We start from the raw sequence: 17,404 nt of genomic DNA, 5'->3' as shown, positions 1-17,404 counted from the left end.
GAGAAAGTTGTATGACATCAGAAGAACAACAACGCACTCGACAAGGAGTGTTGCTTGCCATTGGCGCTTACACTATGTGGGGTATCGCCCCTATATATTTCAAATCGTTAAGTGACGTATCCCCACTGGAGATCCTTAGCCACCGTGTAGTATGGTCTTTTTTCCTACTCGCTTTCCTATTACACATTAGCCGCAGTTGGCGTAAGGTGCGTGACACCTTGACCTCAAAACCAAAAATGCTCTATTTGGTAGTGACTTCTACCTTGGTGGGCGCAAATTGGCTGATCTTTATCTGGGCGATTAACTCCAATCACATGCTCGATGCCAGCTTGGGGTATTACATCAATCCGCTGATTAACGTGTTACTCGGGATGATCTTCCTTGGCGAACGCTTACGTAAACTACAATGGTTTGCGGTTGCACTGGCTGCAATTGGCGTATTAGTCCAATTGATTGCGTTTGGATCTGTACCAATCGTAGCGATAGCGCTGGCATTCAGTTTTGGGTTTTATGGATTGCTACGTAAAAAAGTCAGCTTAGAAGCGCAAACCGGCTTGTTCATCGAAACCTTGGTCATGCTACCTCTCGCAGCGACTTACTTATTGTTTATTGTCGATAGTCCAACTTCAGACCTCTCAGCAAACCCTATAAAGCTCAACCTGTTACTGGTTGCTGCAGGCGTGATTACGACAATTCCATTACTGTGCTTTACCGGCGCTGCAACACGGTTGAAACTGTCGACACTCGGCTTCTTCCAATACATTGGCCCAAGCTTGATGTTCTTGTTAGCGGTACTGATTTATGGAGAAGCGTTTACTAGTGACAAAGCGATTACCTTTGCCTTTATTTGGGGAGCTCTCGTCATTTTCAGCTTTGATGGACTGCGTAACAACAAGCAGAATAAACTCGTGAAACAGTAGTACTGATCGTTTTTTACAAGACAATGGCTCATTACAAAGATAAGCTTGGTTGAATTGATGACAATTTGACCAAGCTTTTTTGTACCATGGATAAAGTCCACTATTACTCAACACCCAGCCAAGATATCAGCCTGATCCGAGCTCAATACCAAGAGTTTGCCTTTCAGCGTCACTATCATTTGGACTTTCACATCGGCTTAATCACCCAAGGTCAACAAAAGTTTGTCTACAAGGGCACCAGCTACCACGCAGGCGCTGGGCAAGTGGTGATGATGCCACCAGATGAGCTACATGACGGCCATTCCGAGTTAGAATCTGGTTATCAAGTCAGTGTTTTTTCTGTCTCCCCACAATGGCTAAGCGATCTTGCCGATCAGAGGGAACATGGTCACACTTTAAGCTTTTCTGAATTGATCCTCTCCGATCAGGCGACTTTTTTACAATTGTGTAACTTACATGCTCTGCTAATCAATCAAAACATCAGCCAGCTCGCTCAAGACTGCCTCCCTTATGAAGGTTTCTCAACCATTGTTGATCGCTATGTGAAATTTGGATCAAAAAGCCAAGTTCAATTAGGCATCCAATCTATCCATACCTTGAAAGAATATTTAATGGCAAATCTTGACCAGCCCGTTCGATTAGAACAACTGTCTGACCTGTGCGACTTAACCACCACTCAATTCCAGCGTCATTTTAAAAATAAGATGGGCATAACTCCCTACGCGTGGCTAAGTCGTTTACGAATGGAACAAGGCATGCGACTGATTAAGTCTGGTGTTAGCGGCACCGAGGTGGCTCATCAAGTTGGATTTTACGATCAAGCCCATTTCTCAAAGGCATTTAAGACAGCATTCGGCGTTTCTCCCTCGAAAATTAACTAAGCGTTGATAATTTACAATTGAGTGATCGAAAATAGCGGTAAGCTGATCTCAACGAAACCCAACAGAACAACCGAGTTATTGGACCCGATATGAACGAAGTCACCATCTTAGTCACCCTAGCCTCTATCCACTTTATTGCTTTGATGAGCCCCGGCCCTGATCTGGCTTTAGTTGTGCAAAACGCGACACGTCATGGACGCCAAACCGGTTTGTACATTGCGCTTGGACTATCTTGCGGGATCCTACTGCATTCATTATTTAGCCTGACGGGAATTAGCTACCTCGTCCACCAGCAACCGACTCTGTTTGCCATAATCCAGTTGGCAGGTGGTAGTTACTTACTTTACTTAGGTTTTGGTGCCCTTAGAGCCACTTGGAACATCGTTCAGCAGAGTGACGACCAAGCGGTAGAGACAAAAACCAAAGATCTGGTTATCGCAAATAAAAGAGAAGCCTTCTCGAAGGGCTTTGCTACTAATATCCTTAACCCAAAAGCCTTAGTGTTCTTCATCAGCTTGATGTCGAGCTTAGTCCCTGCGGATATGTCGCAGTCTGGCAAAGGAATCGCGCTCGTGATCCTATTTGGCCTATCGCTATTTTGGTTTTCACTATTGGCGTGGATGCTTTCTACTAAAGTGCTGCAAAAGAAGCTCAGCGAAGCAACTGTGTACATCGACGGGTTATGTGGTGTGGTATTTAGCATCATTGGCCTGAGTATTCTTTGGCAGTCGCTGTCTGGTTTGATCGCTTAAATTCGAATCAATATTACAATTCGTTAACAACGCACTGGCTATCTTATCTTTCCACTGCCAATCTAGCTCTGCATATTAAAAGGAGAAGATCATGCAGTGGAAAACAAAACTAACAACCCTCGCCACTTCTACCCTACTTTTTGCCTCTCACGTCAGTTGGGCAAATCAAGCTGCCGATTCCGTCGCTCCAGAACAAAGTAGTGGTTTAGAAACCAAACAGCTCGTTAAAGCCAACGATTGGATGGTCACTGCGGCCAACCCACTGGCGACCCAAGCGGGTGCCGATGTACTTGCTCGTGGTGGTAACTCCATTGATGCCATGGTTGCCGTGCAACTGATGCTTGGCTTAGTAGAACCGCAGTCATCAGGTATTGGCGGTGGTGCATTCCTTGTTTATTTTGATAGCAAGGACAAGCAACTCAAAACCTACGATGGCCGCGAAACTGCACCTCTTGATGCCACACCACGTCTATTCCAAGACGAAAACGGCCAACCGCTTAAGTTTTATGATGCCGTTGTTGGCGGTCGCTCCGTAGCGACGCCAGGCACGGTGCAATTACTGTGGGATACTCACCAGAAATACGGCAAGTTAGAGTGGGCATCACTGATCAAACCTATCGCACAACTGGCTGAAAAAGGTTTTACCATCAGCCCACGTTTAGCCACCTTGATCGAAAATGACCAACAGCGTCTAAGCCGCTTTACCACTACCAAAGCCTACTTCTTTAATGCCGATGGCAGCCCAAAAGCCGCTGGCACGCAACTTAAGAACCCAGAATACGCCGCCACGTTAAACGCTATCTCAAAGGATGGAGCTAAGGCTTTCTATCAAGGTGAGATTTCTACTGACATTATCAACACAGTACAAACAGCAAAAGGTAACCCCGGCGTATTAGCACAGAAAGACTTCGATGCGTATTCCATCAAGCAACGTGAACCCGTTTGTTCCGCTTATGAGAGTTACGATGTATGTGGGATGGGGCCACCAAGCTCTGGTGCGTTAACCGTTGGGCAGATCTTAGCAATGACCGAGCAGTTTGATATGAAATCATGGGGGCCAAACGACGCGAAATCTTGGCAAGTGTTAGCGGACGCTTCTCGCCTAGCCTTTGCTGACAGAGGCATGTACATGGCAGACCAAGATTACGTGCCAATGCCAACCCAAGGGTTAGTGAATACTGACTATTTACAGGAACGAGCCCAGTTAATTACTGCAGGTAAGGCATTAGACAGTGCGCCATCAGGCACCCCGCCGTGGGATCACGCAATGCTGCAAAGCCAAGATGTTTCTATTGAATTACCGTCCACTAGCCACTTCAATATTGTCGATAGAGATGGCAATGTCGTATCGATGACCACCACCATTGAGAATGCATTCGGCTCACGCTTGATGGTGAGAGGCTTCCTGCTCAACAACGAACTAACGGATTTCTCATTCAAGACCCATAACGATGGCAAACCCATCGCCAACCGACTTGAACCGGGTAAGCGTCCGCGCTCTTCGATGGCTCCAACCATCATCATGAAAGACGATAAGCCTTACATGGCGATTGGTTCTCCGGGTGGTAGCCGTATCATAGGTTATGTAGCACAAGCCATCATTGCCCATACCCAATGGGACATGGATATTCAACAAGCGATCAACCAACCGCACTTCCTAAACCGTTTCGGCACCCTAGATTTGGAAAAAGGAACATCGGCGGAAAACTTCAAACCTGAGCTAGGAAAGATGGGATTTGAGGTCAATATTCGCGATCTTAACTCGGGTTTACACGCCATTCGCATCACAAAAGATGGCCTAGAAGGTGCTGCAGACCCTCGCCGTGAAGGTGCCGCTATCGGCAAATAACGGAAAGCACTCCCTTTTTACCCACTGTCTTGTGCGAGATCTCTTACAAGACAGTGAGCATATATCGATATTTAATGGAGAAAATAGGTAGACGTTAATCACAAGCAGTTGAAAACAAACATAATGTATATTTATCATTCAAATAATTATCTAGAAATTAGCTGGAGCCCCATTGCCGATAGGTAAGGAATGGGTAATATTAAAGGTGTCGGAAGGATGCTGACACGGAACAGGAAATACCACGGACTTGGTTATCTTCAGGATGAAGATTCGATTACTCAGGATGAATAATCGGCATGGATAGCGAAATGGACATTGAATGGACGCAATAGTAACTAGGATGGTTACTACTAAGGAAGACAATGGACACCTCTGGACGAGGAAAGGACTGAACATCAGGATGATGTAAAGGACACCGCTCAAGGAACAAGTGACGCGCGCTAACGAGGAATGTTGGCAGATCAGGATAAGATCAAGGACACCGCTAGGAAGGCGATGAAAGGAATACGCTGAAGGATGACAGCACACTATCATGGATTTGATGCATGGAGCACACTTAGTAGCCGGATTGCTGCGAGTAAGACTATAGACCCCGATGAGCGCAAGCTCTCGGGGTTTTTCTTTATCTATACCGCTGTCTATTGCTTTTCAATTGGCCAACTCAATCTAACGGCCAACCGAACATAAAAATACGTTTAATTATAATTCTGACATTTAAAGCATTCACTTCTTAACCACTTCAGAGTAACGTAAGTCTCACTAGCATCAACTAGTTTCATAACCATAATTAAATTAAGGACAATCTATGTCACACGTTACCTTCAAAGGTGCAGCTGTTCCCCTAACAGGCACATTCCCACAAACAGGCGAAAAGGCACCAAGCTTTGCACTGACTGCGGGCGATCTTTCTGAACTGACTCTTGCTTCTCTTGAAGGCAAGAAAGTGGTTCTAAACATCTTCCCAAGCATCGACACAGCAACTTGTGCGACGAGCGTACGTACGTTCAACGCAAAAGCAGCGGAGCTTGAGAACACGGTTGTGGTTTGTATTTCTGCTGACCTACCGTTTGCTGCGGGTCGCTTCTGCGAACTAGAAGGCATTGAAGGCGTTCAACACGCTTCGACTTTCCGCTCGCCTGCGTTCGCATCAGACTACGGCGTAGCAATTGCTGAAGGCCCACTATCAGGCCTAACAACACGTGCCGTTGTCGTTGTTGATGAAAAAGGTGTGGTAACACACAGCGAGTTGGTTGCCGAGATCACTGAAGAACCAAACTACGAAGCGGCACTTGCAGCACTGTAAGCATCCTTTCTAGGCAGAAATGCCTTAAGCTCGATTCAGCCGATTTAGACTAGTTCCGAGCAATAAAAAGAGCAGCCATTGGCTGCTCTTTCTGTTTTTAATGCGGGTAACTTTAAATGCTGAACGGTTTTTAAAGACCACACTGCTTTCTAAATGCTGAAGTAGCAGATTAAAGCTGCTCTAAACGAGCGTAAGCCGTCACCAACCACTTGATGCCTTCACCATTAAACGCGACTTGAACTCGGCTTTGCGAGCCACTTCCCTCGAAGTTAATGATGGTACCTTCACCAAACTTAGGGTGCTTCACGCGAGAGCCCAAGCTAAAGCCTGTTTCGTTGAAATTCTCTTTCACGGCAGTTTGGCTAAAGCGACCGCTGCTTGCAGGACGGCTCACTTGCGCTTTCATACGCACTTCATCCAGACAGGTCTCAGGCAGCTCACGAATAAAGCGAGATGGTTTGTGGTACTTATCCTGACCGTACAAACGACGCATCTCAGCGTAAGTGATGTAGAGCTTCTCCATCGCACGGGTCATGCCTACATAGCAGAGGCGACGTTCTTCTTCCAAACGCCCTGCTTCTTCCGCTGACATCTGGCTTGGGAACATGCCTTCTTCGACACCTACCATGAATACCATTGGGAACTCTAGGCCTTTAGCACTGTGCAGAGTCATGAGCTGAACCGCATCATCAAACTCATCAGCCTGACCTTCACCCGCTTCCAAAGCCGCATGAGTTAAGAACGCCGTCAGCATACTCATCTCATCCGCTTCTTCTGGCTTTTCAAACTGGCGCGTTGCCGTTACCAATTCTTCCAAGTTCTCAATACGAGCCTTAGACTTCTCACCCTTCTCTTGCTCGTACATCGCAAATAGGCCCGACGATTTAATCACGTGGTCGGTTTGTTCATGCAGGCTAAGTTCTAGCGTGTCATCTTCAAGCGCATTAATCAGCTCAATAAAGCGACTTAATGCACCCGCAGCACGACCGGGTAGCACTTGCTCTTCTATCAAAGCAACACTCGCTTCCCACATGGTTGCACCACGATCACGAGCAGCAAGACGAATCGTTTCTAACGTTTTATCGCCCAAGCCACGCGTTGGCGTATTAACCACACGTTCAAACGCCGCATCATTACTGCGGTTGCTCATTAAGCGCATGTAGCTCAAGGCGTCTCTGATTTCTTGACGCTCGAAGAATCGCATGCCGCCGTAGATTCGGTAAGGTAGACCACCTTGGATCAAAGCTTCTTCAAGAACACGCGATTGTGCGTTATTACGATAAAGCATTGCGGTATCTTCTAGCGCGCCGCCTTTCTCCTGCCACTCTTTGATTTTGCTAACCGTGAAACGCGCTTCATCTAGCTCGTTGTAAGCCGAGTACACAGAGATAGGCTCACCATCATTACCATCCGTCCAAAGCTCTTTACCCATACGTTCGGTGTTGTTCGAGATAAGCTCGTTCGACGCCTGCAGAATGGTTTTGGTTGAACGGTAGTTTTGTTCGAGTCGAACCGTTGAAGCTCCTGGGAATTCATCCAAGAACTTCTGAATATTTTCGATCTTCGCACCACGCCAGCCATAGATAGATTGGTCATCATCGCCTACGATCATCACGCGACAATCAGGGCCAGCCATCATGCGCAGCCAGGCGTACTGGATGTTGTTGGTATCTTGAAATTCGTCGACAAGAATGTGCTTGAAGCGAGCTTGATAGTGCTCTCGGATGTGCTTCTTATCGCGTAATAGTTCATGCGATCTCAACAAGATTTCCGCAAAGTCGACCAGACCAGCACGATCACATGCTTCTTGGTAAGCAGAGTAAATTTTTAACCACGTTTGAGTGATTGGATCATGGTAGGCGTCGATGTGATTTGGGCGTAATCCCTCGTCTTTCTTGCCATTAATCCACCAAGAAGCTTGCTTAGCAGGCCACTGCTTTTCATCAAGGTTTTGCGCTTTGATTAAGCGGCGTAGCAAACGAACCTGATCATCAGAATCAATGATTTGGAAATCTTCTGGCAGCTTTGCATCTAAGTAGTGAGCACGAAGGATGCGGTGGCAAATACCGTGGAAGGTGCCGTTCCACATGCCTGACGAACTACCCATCATCAACTCTTCAATACGGCCACGCATCTCTGCTGCCGCTTTGTTGGTGAAGGTTACTGACATGATAGAAAACGGTGAAGCTTGCTCTACGCTTTGCAGCCAAGCGATACGATGCACCAACACTCGCGTTTTACCACTACCAGCACCTGCCAGAATAAGTAGATTTTCTAAAGGTGCTGCGACCGCCTCACGTTGTTTGTCGTTTAGGCCATCGAGTAAAAGCGAAGGATCTATCATTGGATATGCTCACTACTGGGTATTTATACATAAAAGTTGATTATAACCTAAACACTAAGCTGCGTTTAGGGGAATAAGAAGAAAAAACATCCAAAATTTAACAAAATAAAATCAACAACTTAAATGTAGACGTACAACTAACATCGATAAATTCTGCAATGTAGTGAAATTATTTCCAAGTTATGCCTATCTTCTTAGGTAAGCACGTTAACAATTCATTAACCTGCGATGCGTAAATAATATTAAATTTAGAGGGAATGACTATGAAAAGTTCTAATCTTGCTGTTACAGCTGCCATCACAAGTGTACTCGCGTTCGGCGGTGCCGTTCTTACATCAGCACCTGCGGAAGCAGCAGCAAAAGAAAAATGCTACGGCGTGGCAAAAGCTGGCCAAAATGATTGTGCAACCAAAACAAGTTCGTGTGCAGGTACAGCAAAAGAAGACAACCAATCCGATGCATTCGTAGTCGTTCCTAAAGGACTGTGTGGCAAATTATCGGGTGGTAGTACTCAACCATCATAATTGAGCTGCTTAGTATGGTGGGCTGATATTCAGCTCACCTCCACTTTCCATTAGGAGAACCGTTGTGACTCAAACTCTTCACCCCAACGCAGGGGTTGGCCTTAGAACACCGCACTTGGACTTCTTTAGCCAAAATCCAGCTTTAGTGAGTTGGTTAGAGGTTCACAGCGAAAACTACTTTTTAGTTCAGTCACTGCAACGCCAACAACTCAGAAAAATTCGTAATACCCACAACATCAGTTGTCACGGTGTAGGACTGTCTCTCGGTTCCGTTGAGCGCATCAATCAACATCATCTTGTGCAATTGAAAGAGCTCATTGATGATATCGAACCCTTCTTGGTTTCCGATCATCTCAGCTGGAGTCAGACTGGTGGTCATTACTTCAATGACTTGTTACCGCTGCCTTATACCGAAGAAGCGCTAGAGGTCTTTTGTCGCAATGTCATCGAGATACAAGACAGCCTGCAACGCCCGATGTTGATTGAGAACCCATCGAGCTACCTTACCTTCAAGCATTCAACCATCCCAGAATGGGAATTTTTAGCCGAGGTACAGAAGCGCACCGAGTGTCACCTACTGCTCGATTTCAATAATATTTTTGTCTCATCTTTTAATCATGGCTTCAGCTGTGAAGAGTATCTAAGTAGAATACCGGCAGACAAAGTGGAAGAGATTCACTTGGCAGGTTTCACGAAGAAGAAACTCGAACAAGGTGAGATCTGGATAGACACCCACAGTAAACCTGTCTGTGATGAAGTGTGGCAGCTGTACACCCAATGGATACAGCAACACGGTTCGCGCCACACCTTGATTGAATGGGATCTAGATATCCCAGAACCACAAGTTTTATTGGCTGAAGCAACCAAAGCCAGTGACATCTTGTATCAACACGACAAGTTCATTCAAAGGAGTCGCGCATCATGAGCCACTCCCTAGCAAAAGTTCAATCGGAATTTGCTAACGCCCTACGCTACCAAAACAGTGGTGAGCATTGCGACATAGTGAGCGACCATTTTACCGATGAACAGCGAATCCAGATTTACCGCAATAACTTTGTGATTAGCTTGAGCGAAGTACTCGCTGCAACCTACCCTCTCACTGAAATGCTGGTTGGTGAAGAGTGCTTCCAACAGATGGCTCGTCAACATGTCTTAAGTTATCCATCAACCTCTGGTGATGTCAGTGGTTACGGTGAACACTTTGAACAAACCATACAAGCCTTTCCTGCAGTTATTGAGGCAGCCCCTTATCTCCGTGAAGTGGCTTTGTATGAATGGAAAAAAGATAGCTTGGTGAGATGCGTTTCAGAATCAAAAGCCGACCAACGTCCTCTTGCTGGTTTAGCTGATGTGCCACCAGAGCAACAAGGCGCTTTAGTATTCCATCTCAAAGATTCAATAACGCTCATTAATTCTAACTATACGATTATCGCGCTTGAACACGCTATCTATCAGCAACAACTCGATGGGTTAGACATCAACCGACCTGAGTTTGGGGTGTTAATACGAACCGAGAATTCTCAGATTGAGAGTCATCACTTGAGTGAACAATGCCATCAGCTACTTCGCGAATTTCAATCAGGCCAAATGCTCGCAGCGATAGACCCTTCATTACTACAACATCTGAATGCTGTCATGACGCTTAACGTCATCTCAGGCTTTTCAATCAATGCCGAATTGGAGACATAATATGGATAACAACACAGTCACGAACATGATGGCTCAATACGACAGTTTGATTGAGAAATCACAGGCACTCTTTGTTCCGGTGCTACTGCTATTTTGTCGCCTATGGGTGGCGTGGGTATTCTTTAATTCTGGCCTGACCAAGATAGCGACTTGGGATAGCACCCTTTACTTATTTGAGTTGGAGTACCAGATACCGCTACTGCCTTGGGAATTAGCCGCTTACATTGGTACTGCCGCTGAATTGATTTTACCGGTGTTCTTAGCGATCGGTTTATTAACACGACCGATGTCTGCGGTGCTATTCGTTTTCAATATCATTGCTGTTGTATCTTACCCTGTGTTGTGGGCACAAGGCTTCTACGATCACCAGCTTTGGGGATTAATGATTCTTATCGTTATCGTATGGGGCGCAGGGCCATTCTCGCTTGATAGAACGTTGAAATCTCAGTTCAGGGGCTAGAGTGCTTTTGCATAGCCCTTAAACTTACTTATGCTTCGAGAACGCAAAAAGCCACTCAATAGAGTGGCTTCTTTTTTGACTGGGATAAATTATTTGCTTAGAAAAGCTTGTAGATCTTCGGCAGAGATACCTTGCTCGGCTAGCTCTTTTGCTAATAGCTGAACCTGCTCACCTTTACGAGACTCTATCACACGCTGAAATTGGTAAATGATATCTCGCAAAGTATCGATTGGAACTTGTTTTGCCGCACTGCGAATACGCTCTTCACTTTGGTTACCTAGCTCTTTAAGCAGTTTACCAAACATAACCTTTTCAGGTGCATCTTCCATTTGTTCTAAGATGCGCGCCATTTCGTAGGTTGTTAATGACATTACAGTATTTTCCGTTGGGTACTAACGTTTCAATGAGTGACAAATATACCATGTTTTAGGGTTTCGAAAACCGCCATTTGTATATTTTGTCACCCTTGTAAATTATGCCTTGGCAAACGTCGTATGCCACGACCTACCCGCTTTGCTCGCAAGCACTAACAAAGCTGGAACAATCAGGAACATTTGCAGCGCAATCATCACCTGTGATGTTAAATCAAGACGTTGCATGGTCCCCACAAGAAGTCCTGAACCACTCATTTGGAATAAGCCAAGTAACGCAGCAGCTGTACCCGCACGGTCACCAAAAGGTTCTAGAGCTTTGCCTGCCGCTGCACCAAGAATCCAAGCAAAGCCTACCGACGATAAGAAGATCGGTAGCATGAACGCGATAGCCGTGGCTTGATTTGCAAGCACCAGCATAATCACACCCGCTAAGCCAAGCATTGAGATACCACCAATAAGCGCCCTGTAAGTACCAAAACGATCCATGAACTTAGGAGCGGTAAAGGCTGCCGCAATATTAATAACCGCGTTAACACCAAACCACAAGGTAAACTCATTCATCGTCAAACCTAGGTTTTCCATCAGCACAACCGGTGCAGAAGTAACATAAGCAAGAATGACTGCCATCGCCATCAAACACAATGTCGCATGGAAGATAAATGATGGTGTTTTCAATACCGACCAGTAACGCTCAAGCTTGAACACCGCAACCTTTTCTGTGGTGGGGTTAGACTCTTTCATCTGAAAAAACAAAACACCGCCAACGACTACGGCAAAGCCAGCCATAAAGCTGAAGTTTGAGCGCCAACCAAACTCTTGAGTCAACCAAGCACCAAGAATAGGAGCTAATGCAGGAATAAAGCAGATCGCACCATTAAGGTAACTGATCATTCGACCACTCCTCTGAGGGCCAAATAGATCGCGAACCGTTGCAAAGGCTGCTACAGAAGTCGCACAAGCTCCTAAGCCTTGCAGCAGCCGAGCTATTAGCATCATATCAATCGATTGAGCTGCCCACGCCAAGCAAGCACTCAATGCATAGATACTAATACCTCCCAATGCAACGGTTCGACGTCCTAACTTATCAGCCAAAGGGCCAGCAAACAGTTGGCCGACACCCATGGCAAATAAAAACCAAGTTATCGTATCTTGTGCTAGTGCATGTTCCACGTGAAACGCTGTCGAAATTTGTGGCAGAGCTGGTAAATAGATATCAATAGCCAAAGGGCTAAATAGAACCAACATTGCCAATAAAGCAACCTGCAGTTTACTAGGGTTTGGAAGCGCGTTAGAAGGCACAAGATTCTCCGGATGAGTTAATTTCGATGCATAATAACCAACTAAAGATATGAACAAAAATGGCATATACTCATTAGCATTATTCCAAATAGGAAACTCACATGAATATAGAAAAACTGTCACGCCTCGACCTAAACTTATTAGTTTGTCTTCAGGTACTGATAGAAGAGCTGAGTGTCACTCGCACCGCACAACGTTTGTACTTGAGCCAATCAGCGGTGAGTAAGTCATTAGCAAAACTTCGTGAACAATTTAATGACCCCCTTTTCACACGCAGTGCTCATGGTCTACGACCAACACCAAAAGCGGTTTTCCTCAAACCTCGATTAGAAACGTTGATCAACCAGCTTGATGTACTTACCCAACCAGAGACTTTTACTCCCAATAACAGCGACCACAGTTTTCATATTGCGGCTGTAGAAAGTGTCTACCCGCTGATTCTTCCTCACTTTTTACCTGCGATATTTAGGCAGGCCCCAAAAGTTAACATCAACACTCACACTTGGTCAGAACAAACGTTTAAAAAACTACAGCTTGGTGAGTTGGATATAGGTCTAACGGGAAAAGACATAGATATCAACGATGCTAGGCTAACCATGCAGCCACCGGATGATATCTGTGAGCAAGAGATCTATCGTGACGCGCAAATGTGTGTGCTAAGACGTAACCACCCAGCCTTAACTGGCAAATGGGACTTAGGTACTTACCTTGCACAACGGCATGTGCAAGTCAGGTGCGATGGAAATGACCGCTGGTTGCTAGATTATAAACTGGCAGACATCGGGCACCAACGTGATATCGCTATCTCGGTACCAGACTTCAATAGCGCCGCAAGCTTGTGTACTTATACTGATTTTGTATTTACTGCACCAAGCCACTTTACTTATCTTGTTGCCAAACAACTTGACCTAGTGGTGGTCCCTTTACCGATGGAATTCCCTCCGATGGCATACACTCTGTTTTGGCACCGTGACAGAGAAAACGACCCAGCATTAACTTGGCTGCGAGATATCATCAAAGAAAAAACCCTGCACCTTAGATAAAAATGGCGTTCAGTATTTGCAGCAAACGAACAAAAGCGCTAGCTTATTGACTTAGTCCCCTCATAGGTATCTCTACTGTGGGCGCTAATAAGGACCCTAACAATAAGGATAAACACAGATGCACAATACCACTGCTGAACGCGTTGCTGCGGTTCGATCTTGGCTTGAATCAAACCACTTAGATGCCGTGATCATTCCACACGAAGACGAATATCTAGGAGAATACGTTCCAGCTCATAACGAGCGACTGCATTGGTTAACCGGCTTCACTGGTTCTGCAGGTACAGCGGTTATCACTCGTGAGAAGGCTGCTATATTTGTTGATGGTCGCTATACCGTTCAGGTTCGTAAGCAGGTACCAGCAGAGTTGTTTGAATATCGCCACCTTATTGAAGAACCCGCTTTAGATTGGATGATCAATTCATTACCGCAAGGCAGTAAGGTTGCATTCGATCCGCGCATGCACACCTCAGCTTGGTTGAAAGGCACACAAGCAAAACTGGCAGAGAAAGTGGAACTAACAGCACTCTCTTCTAATCCAATAGATCAGCTTTGGTCTGATCGCCCTGAACCTATCGTATCTGATGTACGCCTAATGGCAACAGACGCCGTTGGTCAGTCAAGTACAAGCAAGCGCGATGAGATTGCACGCATACTCAAGGCAAAAGGTGCTGATGCGGCTATTCTTACTGAACTCGATTCAATCTGTTGGTTGCTTAACATTCGTGGCTTGGATGTCTCTCGACTACCTGTTGTTTTATCCAACGCGATCATTCACGCCGATGAAAGCGTCGATTTCTTCTTAGACCCAGCGCGTATCCCTGCAGGCTTTGAAGCACACGTCGGTAATGGTATTCGTGTCTCTCATCCATCAGAGCTTAAATCCTGCCTTGAATCTTTAGCAGACAAAAATGTATCGGTCGATTCAGGTACCAGTAACGCTTGGTACACACTTGTTCTGCAAAACGCTGGCGCACATATCATTGAAGCAGCAGACCCATGCTTAATGCCAAAAGCCGCGAAGAATGAAACTGAAATTGCCGGTATGAAGGCGTGTCACATTCGTGATGGTGTTGCGATGGCGAAGTTCTTGTCTTGGATTGATGCAGAAGTGGCGCAGGGCAACCTACACAACGAAGCAGTCTTGGCTGACAAAGTACAATCATTCCGTGAACAAGATCCAACACTGATGGACCTAAGCTTTGACACAATATCAGCAGCTGGCGGAAACGCAGCAATGTGTCATTACAATCATGAAAACCAACCTGAACCAGGTCAGCTAGAAATGAATACTCTGTACCTAGTCGACTCAGGCGGTCAGTACCTAGATGGCACCACTGATATCACTCGCACTATCGCGATTGGCCAACCAAGCGACGAAATGATCCAGCAATTCACTCTCGCACTTAAAGGTCACATCGGTATTGCACGTGCTCGTTTCCCACAGGGTACTCGTGGTTGCCAACTGGATATCCTAGCGCGTCAGCACTTATGGGCTGAAGGGTTCGATTACGATCACGGTACTGGTCACGGTGTTGGGCATTTTTTAAGTGTTCATGAAGGTCCGCAAAGTATCTCTAAAAAGCTGGTTGACGTACCTCTTGTTGAAGGCATGGTGTTATCAAACGAGCCGGGTTACTACCGTGCTGATGAGTTCGGTATCCGTATAGAAAACCTAGAGCTGGTTGTTGAGCTTCCAACTCAAGGTGACTTCTCAGTACTGACTTTTGAATCACTAACGCGTTGCCCTATCGATAAACGCAACATCAACGTCGATTTGCTAACACGACCTGAACTGGCGTGGCTCAACGACTACCATCAAAAAGTATGGCACGATCTTAGCCCATTAGTTGAAGGTGATACGTTGGAATGGTTGCGCCAGTCAACGACTCCATTAGCTCACGCATAAGGTTTAGCTAGCTTATTAACTGAATCAAAACGCACTTACTAAGTTAAATAAAAAGTGACAATAGAAAAACGGCTACCTGTTAGGTAGCCGTTTCTGTTTGTCTGTATCAATACATCTAAACTAATGTTTCACGTGGAACATTAATTTAGATGTTAACTAGCCAGAATAAGCACTGTGCCAATCTTTCCACACTGGGTCGAATCCTCGCCGACGAATCATCGACTCCACATCGGCAGCACTTCTCTCATCACTTATCTCAAACTGCTCAAGTTCTTCTTCGCCCGAAGCATAACCGCCAGGTTGGGTTTTCGAAGCCGCCGACATACTTGTTATTCCCAATGGCAACACATTGTCGCGGAAAGTTGCAGACTCACGAGTCGAAAGAGATAACTCAACCTCTGGGTTTAACAATCGATACGCGCAGATAAGTTGAACCAACTGTTTATCACTCATAACAGACTTAGGTTGTAGACCACCATTGGCGTCTCCCCCCTCACAAGGGCGAAGGCGCGGGAACGAAATAGAGTAACGAGTTTGCCAGTAAGTACGCTCTAGGTAATCTAAGTGAGCAGCAACAAAGAAGCAGTCAGTTCGCCAGTCTTCCAAACCAATCAAGGCTCCAATACCTATCTTATCGATACCCGCCTTTGCCAATCGATCGGGTGTTTCGAGGCGGTACTCAAAATCCATTTTATTGCCACGCAGATGATGCTCCGCGTAGGTCCTTGGTTGATAGGTCTCTTGGTAAACCATCACCGCATCCAAGCCGAGAGTTTTAAGTTCTGCGTAATCATGCTGGTCAAGCGGCTGTACTTCCATCGCAAGGTAGTTGAATTGTTTTTTGATTTTCGGCAACACCTGTCGGAAGTAATTCATTCCAACCTTAGTTTCATGTTCACCGGTGACTAACAAAACACTATCAAACTTCATCTTTTTGATCGCTGCACATTCAGCATCTATCTCTTCCAAAGTAAGAGTGCGGCGCTTGATACGGTTCTCCATTGAGAAGCCACAATACGAGCATGCATTCGCACACAGGTTGGATAGGTACAATGGAATATAAAGCGACATCGTATTACCAAACCGTTTGCGAGTTAACGCCAGCGATTGTTGTGCCATCTGCTCTAAGTAAGGTTCTGCTGCCGGAGAGATCAGAGCCTTAAAGTCTTCTAAGTCGCGTTTCGGGTTACTCAACGCACGTTCAACATCCGCTGCCGTTTTACTGAAGATAGACATACCAATGTCGTCCCAGTTGAGCTGTTTAAATCGATCAACAAACGTCATAGTAATACTACTCGTCTAAGAATGAGGTTAGCGGGCTTGAAGCAACCGCGTGAGATACCTGACCAGCGAGACCTGCAAGGTAAGCCATACGACCTGCTTCAACTGCCAACTTAAAGGCAATCGCCATTTCAACAGGCTGTTGAGAGGCAGCAATCGCGGTGTTAACTAGCACAGCGTCCGCCCCCATCTCCATAGCACGAGCAGCATGTGATGGCGCGCCAATCCCCGCATCAACAATCACAGGAACATTTGCTTGGTCGATAATAATCTCTAAGAAATCTGCAGACGCAATCCCCTTATTTGAACCAATCGGCGCGCCTAGCGGCATAACGGCAGCACAGCCTACCTCTTCTAACCGCTTACACAGAACAGGGTCAGCGTGGCAATAAGGCAACACAACAAAGCCATCTTTAACCAACTGCTCAGCAGCGTTAAGTGTCTCAATGGGGTCTGGCATTAAGTACTTTGGATCCGGGTGAATCTCAAGTTTTAGCCAGTTTGTGCCTAGCGCTTCACGAGCCAAATGCGCAGCAAAGATGGCATCTTTTGCATTCTTCGCACCAGAGGTATTCGGAAGTAAATTGACGCCAGCATCAATAATGGGCTGCAAAATATCATCTTGTTCAGAGCGAATATCCACTCTCTTCAACGCCATAGTTGCCAGTTGAGAGCCTGACGCTTCGATCGCACTCGCCATAAAATATTTGTTTGCGAACTTGCCGGTTCCAGTGAAGAGTCGTGATTGAAACGTTTTATCTGCGATGGTTAACATG

The 17,404-nt window shown here is 45.9% G+C and carries 16 protein-coding genes; 11 read left to right on the top strand and 5 right to left on the bottom strand.

The genetic code is table 11. From position 1 onward, the window contains the following. The first annotated feature begins 11 nt into the window (after positions 1-11). From rarD to tpx, 5 genes are all read left to right on the top strand, one after another. Positions 12-920 carry an EamA family transporter RarD gene (gene rarD / locus OCV24_RS00250; RefSeq protein ID WP_150879363.1) on the top strand — a complete coding sequence of 303 codons (909 nt, stop codon included), beginning with the start codon at positions 12-14 and terminating at the stop codon, positions 918-920. An 86-nt stretch (positions 921-1,006) separates the two neighbouring features. Beyond that, entirely contained in the window at positions 1,007-1,801 is a 795-nt protein-coding gene (locus tag OCV24_RS00245) for a helix-turn-helix transcriptional regulator (protein WP_017055274.1), read from the top strand. Between the two features lie 89 nt (positions 1,802-1,890). Beyond that, positions 1,891-2,553: a LysE family translocator gene (locus OCV24_RS00240; RefSeq protein WP_046225129.1), complete on the top strand. Its 663-nt coding sequence runs from the start codon at positions 1,891-1,893 to the stop codon at positions 2,551-2,553. Positions 2,554-2,644: 91 nt separating this feature from the next. Continuing rightward, the gene (gene ggt / locus OCV24_RS00235) at positions 2,645-4,402 is read left to right on the top strand and encodes a gamma-glutamyltransferase (RefSeq protein WP_136980012.1); all 1,758 of its coding nucleotides are present in this window, start codon (positions 2,645-2,647) and stop codon (positions 4,400-4,402) included. A gap of 805 nt (positions 4,403-5,207) precedes the next feature. Then, the gene (gene tpx, locus OCV24_RS00230; protein ID WP_017055277.1) at positions 5,208-5,705 is read left to right on the top strand and encodes a thiol peroxidase; all 498 of its coding nucleotides are present in this window, start codon (positions 5,208-5,210) and stop codon (positions 5,703-5,705) included. A 169-nt stretch (positions 5,706-5,874) separates the two neighbouring features. On the opposite strand, the gene uvrD is transcribed toward tpx, so the two are convergent. Continuing rightward, positions 5,875-8,049 carry a DNA helicase II gene (gene uvrD / locus OCV24_RS00225; protein WP_136980013.1) on the bottom strand — a complete coding sequence of 725 codons (2,175 nt, stop codon included), beginning with the start codon at positions 8,047-8,049 and terminating at the stop codon, positions 5,875-5,877. Positions 8,050-8,312: 263 nt separating this feature from the next. Between uvrD and OCV24_RS00220 the strand changes: the two genes are divergently transcribed. The 4 genes from OCV24_RS00220 to OCV24_RS00205 all read left to right on the top strand — a co-directional run bounded on the left by OCV24_RS00220 (position 8,313) and on the right by OCV24_RS00205 (position 10,722). Next, the gene (locus OCV24_RS00220; RefSeq protein ID WP_017055279.1) at positions 8,313-8,573 is read left to right on the top strand and encodes a BufA1 family periplasmic bufferin-type metallophore; all 261 of its coding nucleotides are present in this window, start codon (positions 8,313-8,315) and stop codon (positions 8,571-8,573) included. 64 nt (positions 8,574-8,637) lie between these two features. Continuing rightward, on the top strand, positions 8,638-9,498 hold the full coding sequence (bufB, locus tag OCV24_RS00215; RefSeq protein ID WP_150879364.1) for an MNIO family bufferin maturase: 861 nt from the start codon (positions 8,638-8,640) through the stop codon (positions 9,496-9,498). Continuing rightward, positions 9,495-10,262 (top strand): HvfC/BufC N-terminal domain-containing protein, encoded by a 768-nt coding sequence (locus OCV24_RS00210; protein ID WP_150879365.1) that lies wholly within the window; start codon positions 9,495-9,497, stop codon positions 10,260-10,262. Before bufB ends, OCV24_RS00210 begins: the two co-directional genes overlap by 4 nt. 1 nt (position 10,263) lies before the next feature. Beyond that, positions 10,264-10,722 (top strand): DoxX family protein, encoded by a 459-nt coding sequence (locus OCV24_RS00205; RefSeq protein ID WP_137033831.1) that lies wholly within the window; start codon positions 10,264-10,266, stop codon positions 10,720-10,722. 89 nt (positions 10,723-10,811) lie between these two features. On the opposite strand, the gene tsrA is transcribed toward OCV24_RS00205, so the two are convergent. Together tsrA and OCV24_RS00195 are read right to left on the bottom strand one after the other, a co-directional pair. Beyond that, entirely contained in the window at positions 10,812-11,093 is a 282-nt protein-coding gene (gene tsrA, locus OCV24_RS00200; RefSeq protein ID WP_017055283.1) for an H-NS-like global regulator TsrA, read from the bottom strand. A gap of 102 nt (positions 11,094-11,195) precedes the next feature. Then, the gene (locus OCV24_RS00195) at positions 11,196-12,395 is read right to left on the bottom strand and encodes a multidrug effflux MFS transporter (RefSeq protein ID WP_208806562.1); all 1,200 of its coding nucleotides are present in this window, start codon (positions 12,393-12,395) and stop codon (positions 11,196-11,198) included. 101 nt (positions 12,396-12,496) lie between these two features. On the opposite strand from OCV24_RS00195, the gene OCV24_RS00190 reads away from it, so the two are divergent. Together OCV24_RS00190 and OCV24_RS00185 are read left to right on the top strand one after the other, a co-directional pair. Beyond that, a complete protein-coding gene (locus OCV24_RS00190) occupies positions 12,497-13,438 on the top strand; it encodes a LysR substrate-binding domain-containing protein (RefSeq protein WP_150879367.1) in 942 nt (313 codons plus the stop codon). A gap of 118 nt (positions 13,439-13,556) precedes the next feature. Further along, entirely contained in the window at positions 13,557-15,347 is a 1,791-nt protein-coding gene (locus OCV24_RS00185) for an aminopeptidase P family protein (protein ID WP_150879368.1), read from the top strand. 156 nt (positions 15,348-15,503) lie between these two features. Here OCV24_RS00185 and thiH read toward each other — a convergent pair whose 3' ends face one another. Beyond that, entirely contained in the window at positions 15,504-16,631 is a 1,128-nt protein-coding gene (gene thiH / locus OCV24_RS00180) for a 2-iminoacetate synthase ThiH (protein ID WP_150879369.1), read from the bottom strand. A 7-nt stretch (positions 16,632-16,638) separates the two neighbouring features. Next, positions 16,639-17,403 carry a thiazole synthase gene (locus OCV24_RS00175; protein ID WP_046225136.1) on the bottom strand — a complete coding sequence of 255 codons (765 nt, stop codon included), beginning with the start codon at positions 17,401-17,403 and terminating at the stop codon, positions 16,639-16,641. Position 17,404 lies beyond the last annotated feature (1 nt).

This window comes from Vibrio kanaloae, from assembly GCF_024347535.1.
GTDB classification, from domain to species: domain Bacteria; phylum Pseudomonadota; class Gammaproteobacteria; order Enterobacterales; family Vibrionaceae; genus Vibrio; species Vibrio kanaloae.
This window is presented reverse-complemented; position numbering and strand designations above follow the sequence as displayed.

What these genes read in the sequence shown, in the direction of transcription:
- thiH (WP_150879369.1), bottom strand. Translation starts at nt 16,631, where the DNA reads ATGACGTTTGTTGATCGATTTAAACAGCTCAACTGGGACGACATTGGT.
- OCV24_RS00190 (WP_150879367.1), top strand. Translation starts at nt 12,497, where the DNA reads ATGAATATAGAAAAACTGTCACGCCTCGACCTAAACTTATTAGTTTGT.
- OCV24_RS00205 (WP_137033831.1), top strand. Translation starts at nt 10,264, where the DNA reads ATGGATAACAACACAGTCACGAACATGATGGCTCAATACGACAGTTTG.
- uvrD (WP_136980013.1), bottom strand. Translation starts at nt 8,049, where the DNA reads ATGATAGATCCTTCGCTTTTACTCGATGGCCTAAACGACAAACAACGT.
- OCV24_RS00220 (WP_017055279.1), top strand. Translation starts at nt 8,313, where the DNA reads ATGAAAAGTTCTAATCTTGCTGTTACAGCTGCCATCACAAGTGTACTC.
- OCV24_RS00175 (WP_046225136.1), bottom strand. Translation starts at nt 17,403, where the DNA reads ATGTTAACCATCGCAGATAAAACGTTTCAATCACGACTCTTCACTGGA.
- OCV24_RS00245 (WP_017055274.1), top strand. Translation starts at nt 1,007, where the DNA reads ATGGATAAAGTCCACTATTACTCAACACCCAGCCAAGATATCAGCCTG.
- OCV24_RS00210 (WP_150879365.1), top strand. Translation starts at nt 9,495, where the DNA reads ATGAGCCACTCCCTAGCAAAAGTTCAATCGGAATTTGCTAACGCCCTA.
- OCV24_RS00240 (WP_046225129.1), top strand. Translation starts at nt 1,891, where the DNA reads ATGAACGAAGTCACCATCTTAGTCACCCTAGCCTCTATCCACTTTATT.
- tpx (WP_017055277.1), top strand. Translation starts at nt 5,208, where the DNA reads ATGTCACACGTTACCTTCAAAGGTGCAGCTGTTCCCCTAACAGGCACA.
- rarD (WP_150879363.1), top strand. Translation starts at nt 12, where the DNA reads ATGACATCAGAAGAACAACAACGCACTCGACAAGGAGTGTTGCTTGCC.
- OCV24_RS00185 (WP_150879368.1), top strand. Translation starts at nt 13,557, where the DNA reads ATGCACAATACCACTGCTGAACGCGTTGCTGCGGTTCGATCTTGGCTT.
- tsrA (WP_017055283.1), bottom strand. Translation starts at nt 11,093, where the DNA reads ATGTCATTAACAACCTACGAAATGGCGCGCATCTTAGAACAAATGGAA.
- ggt (WP_136980012.1), top strand. Translation starts at nt 2,645, where the DNA reads ATGCAGTGGAAAACAAAACTAACAACCCTCGCCACTTCTACCCTACTT.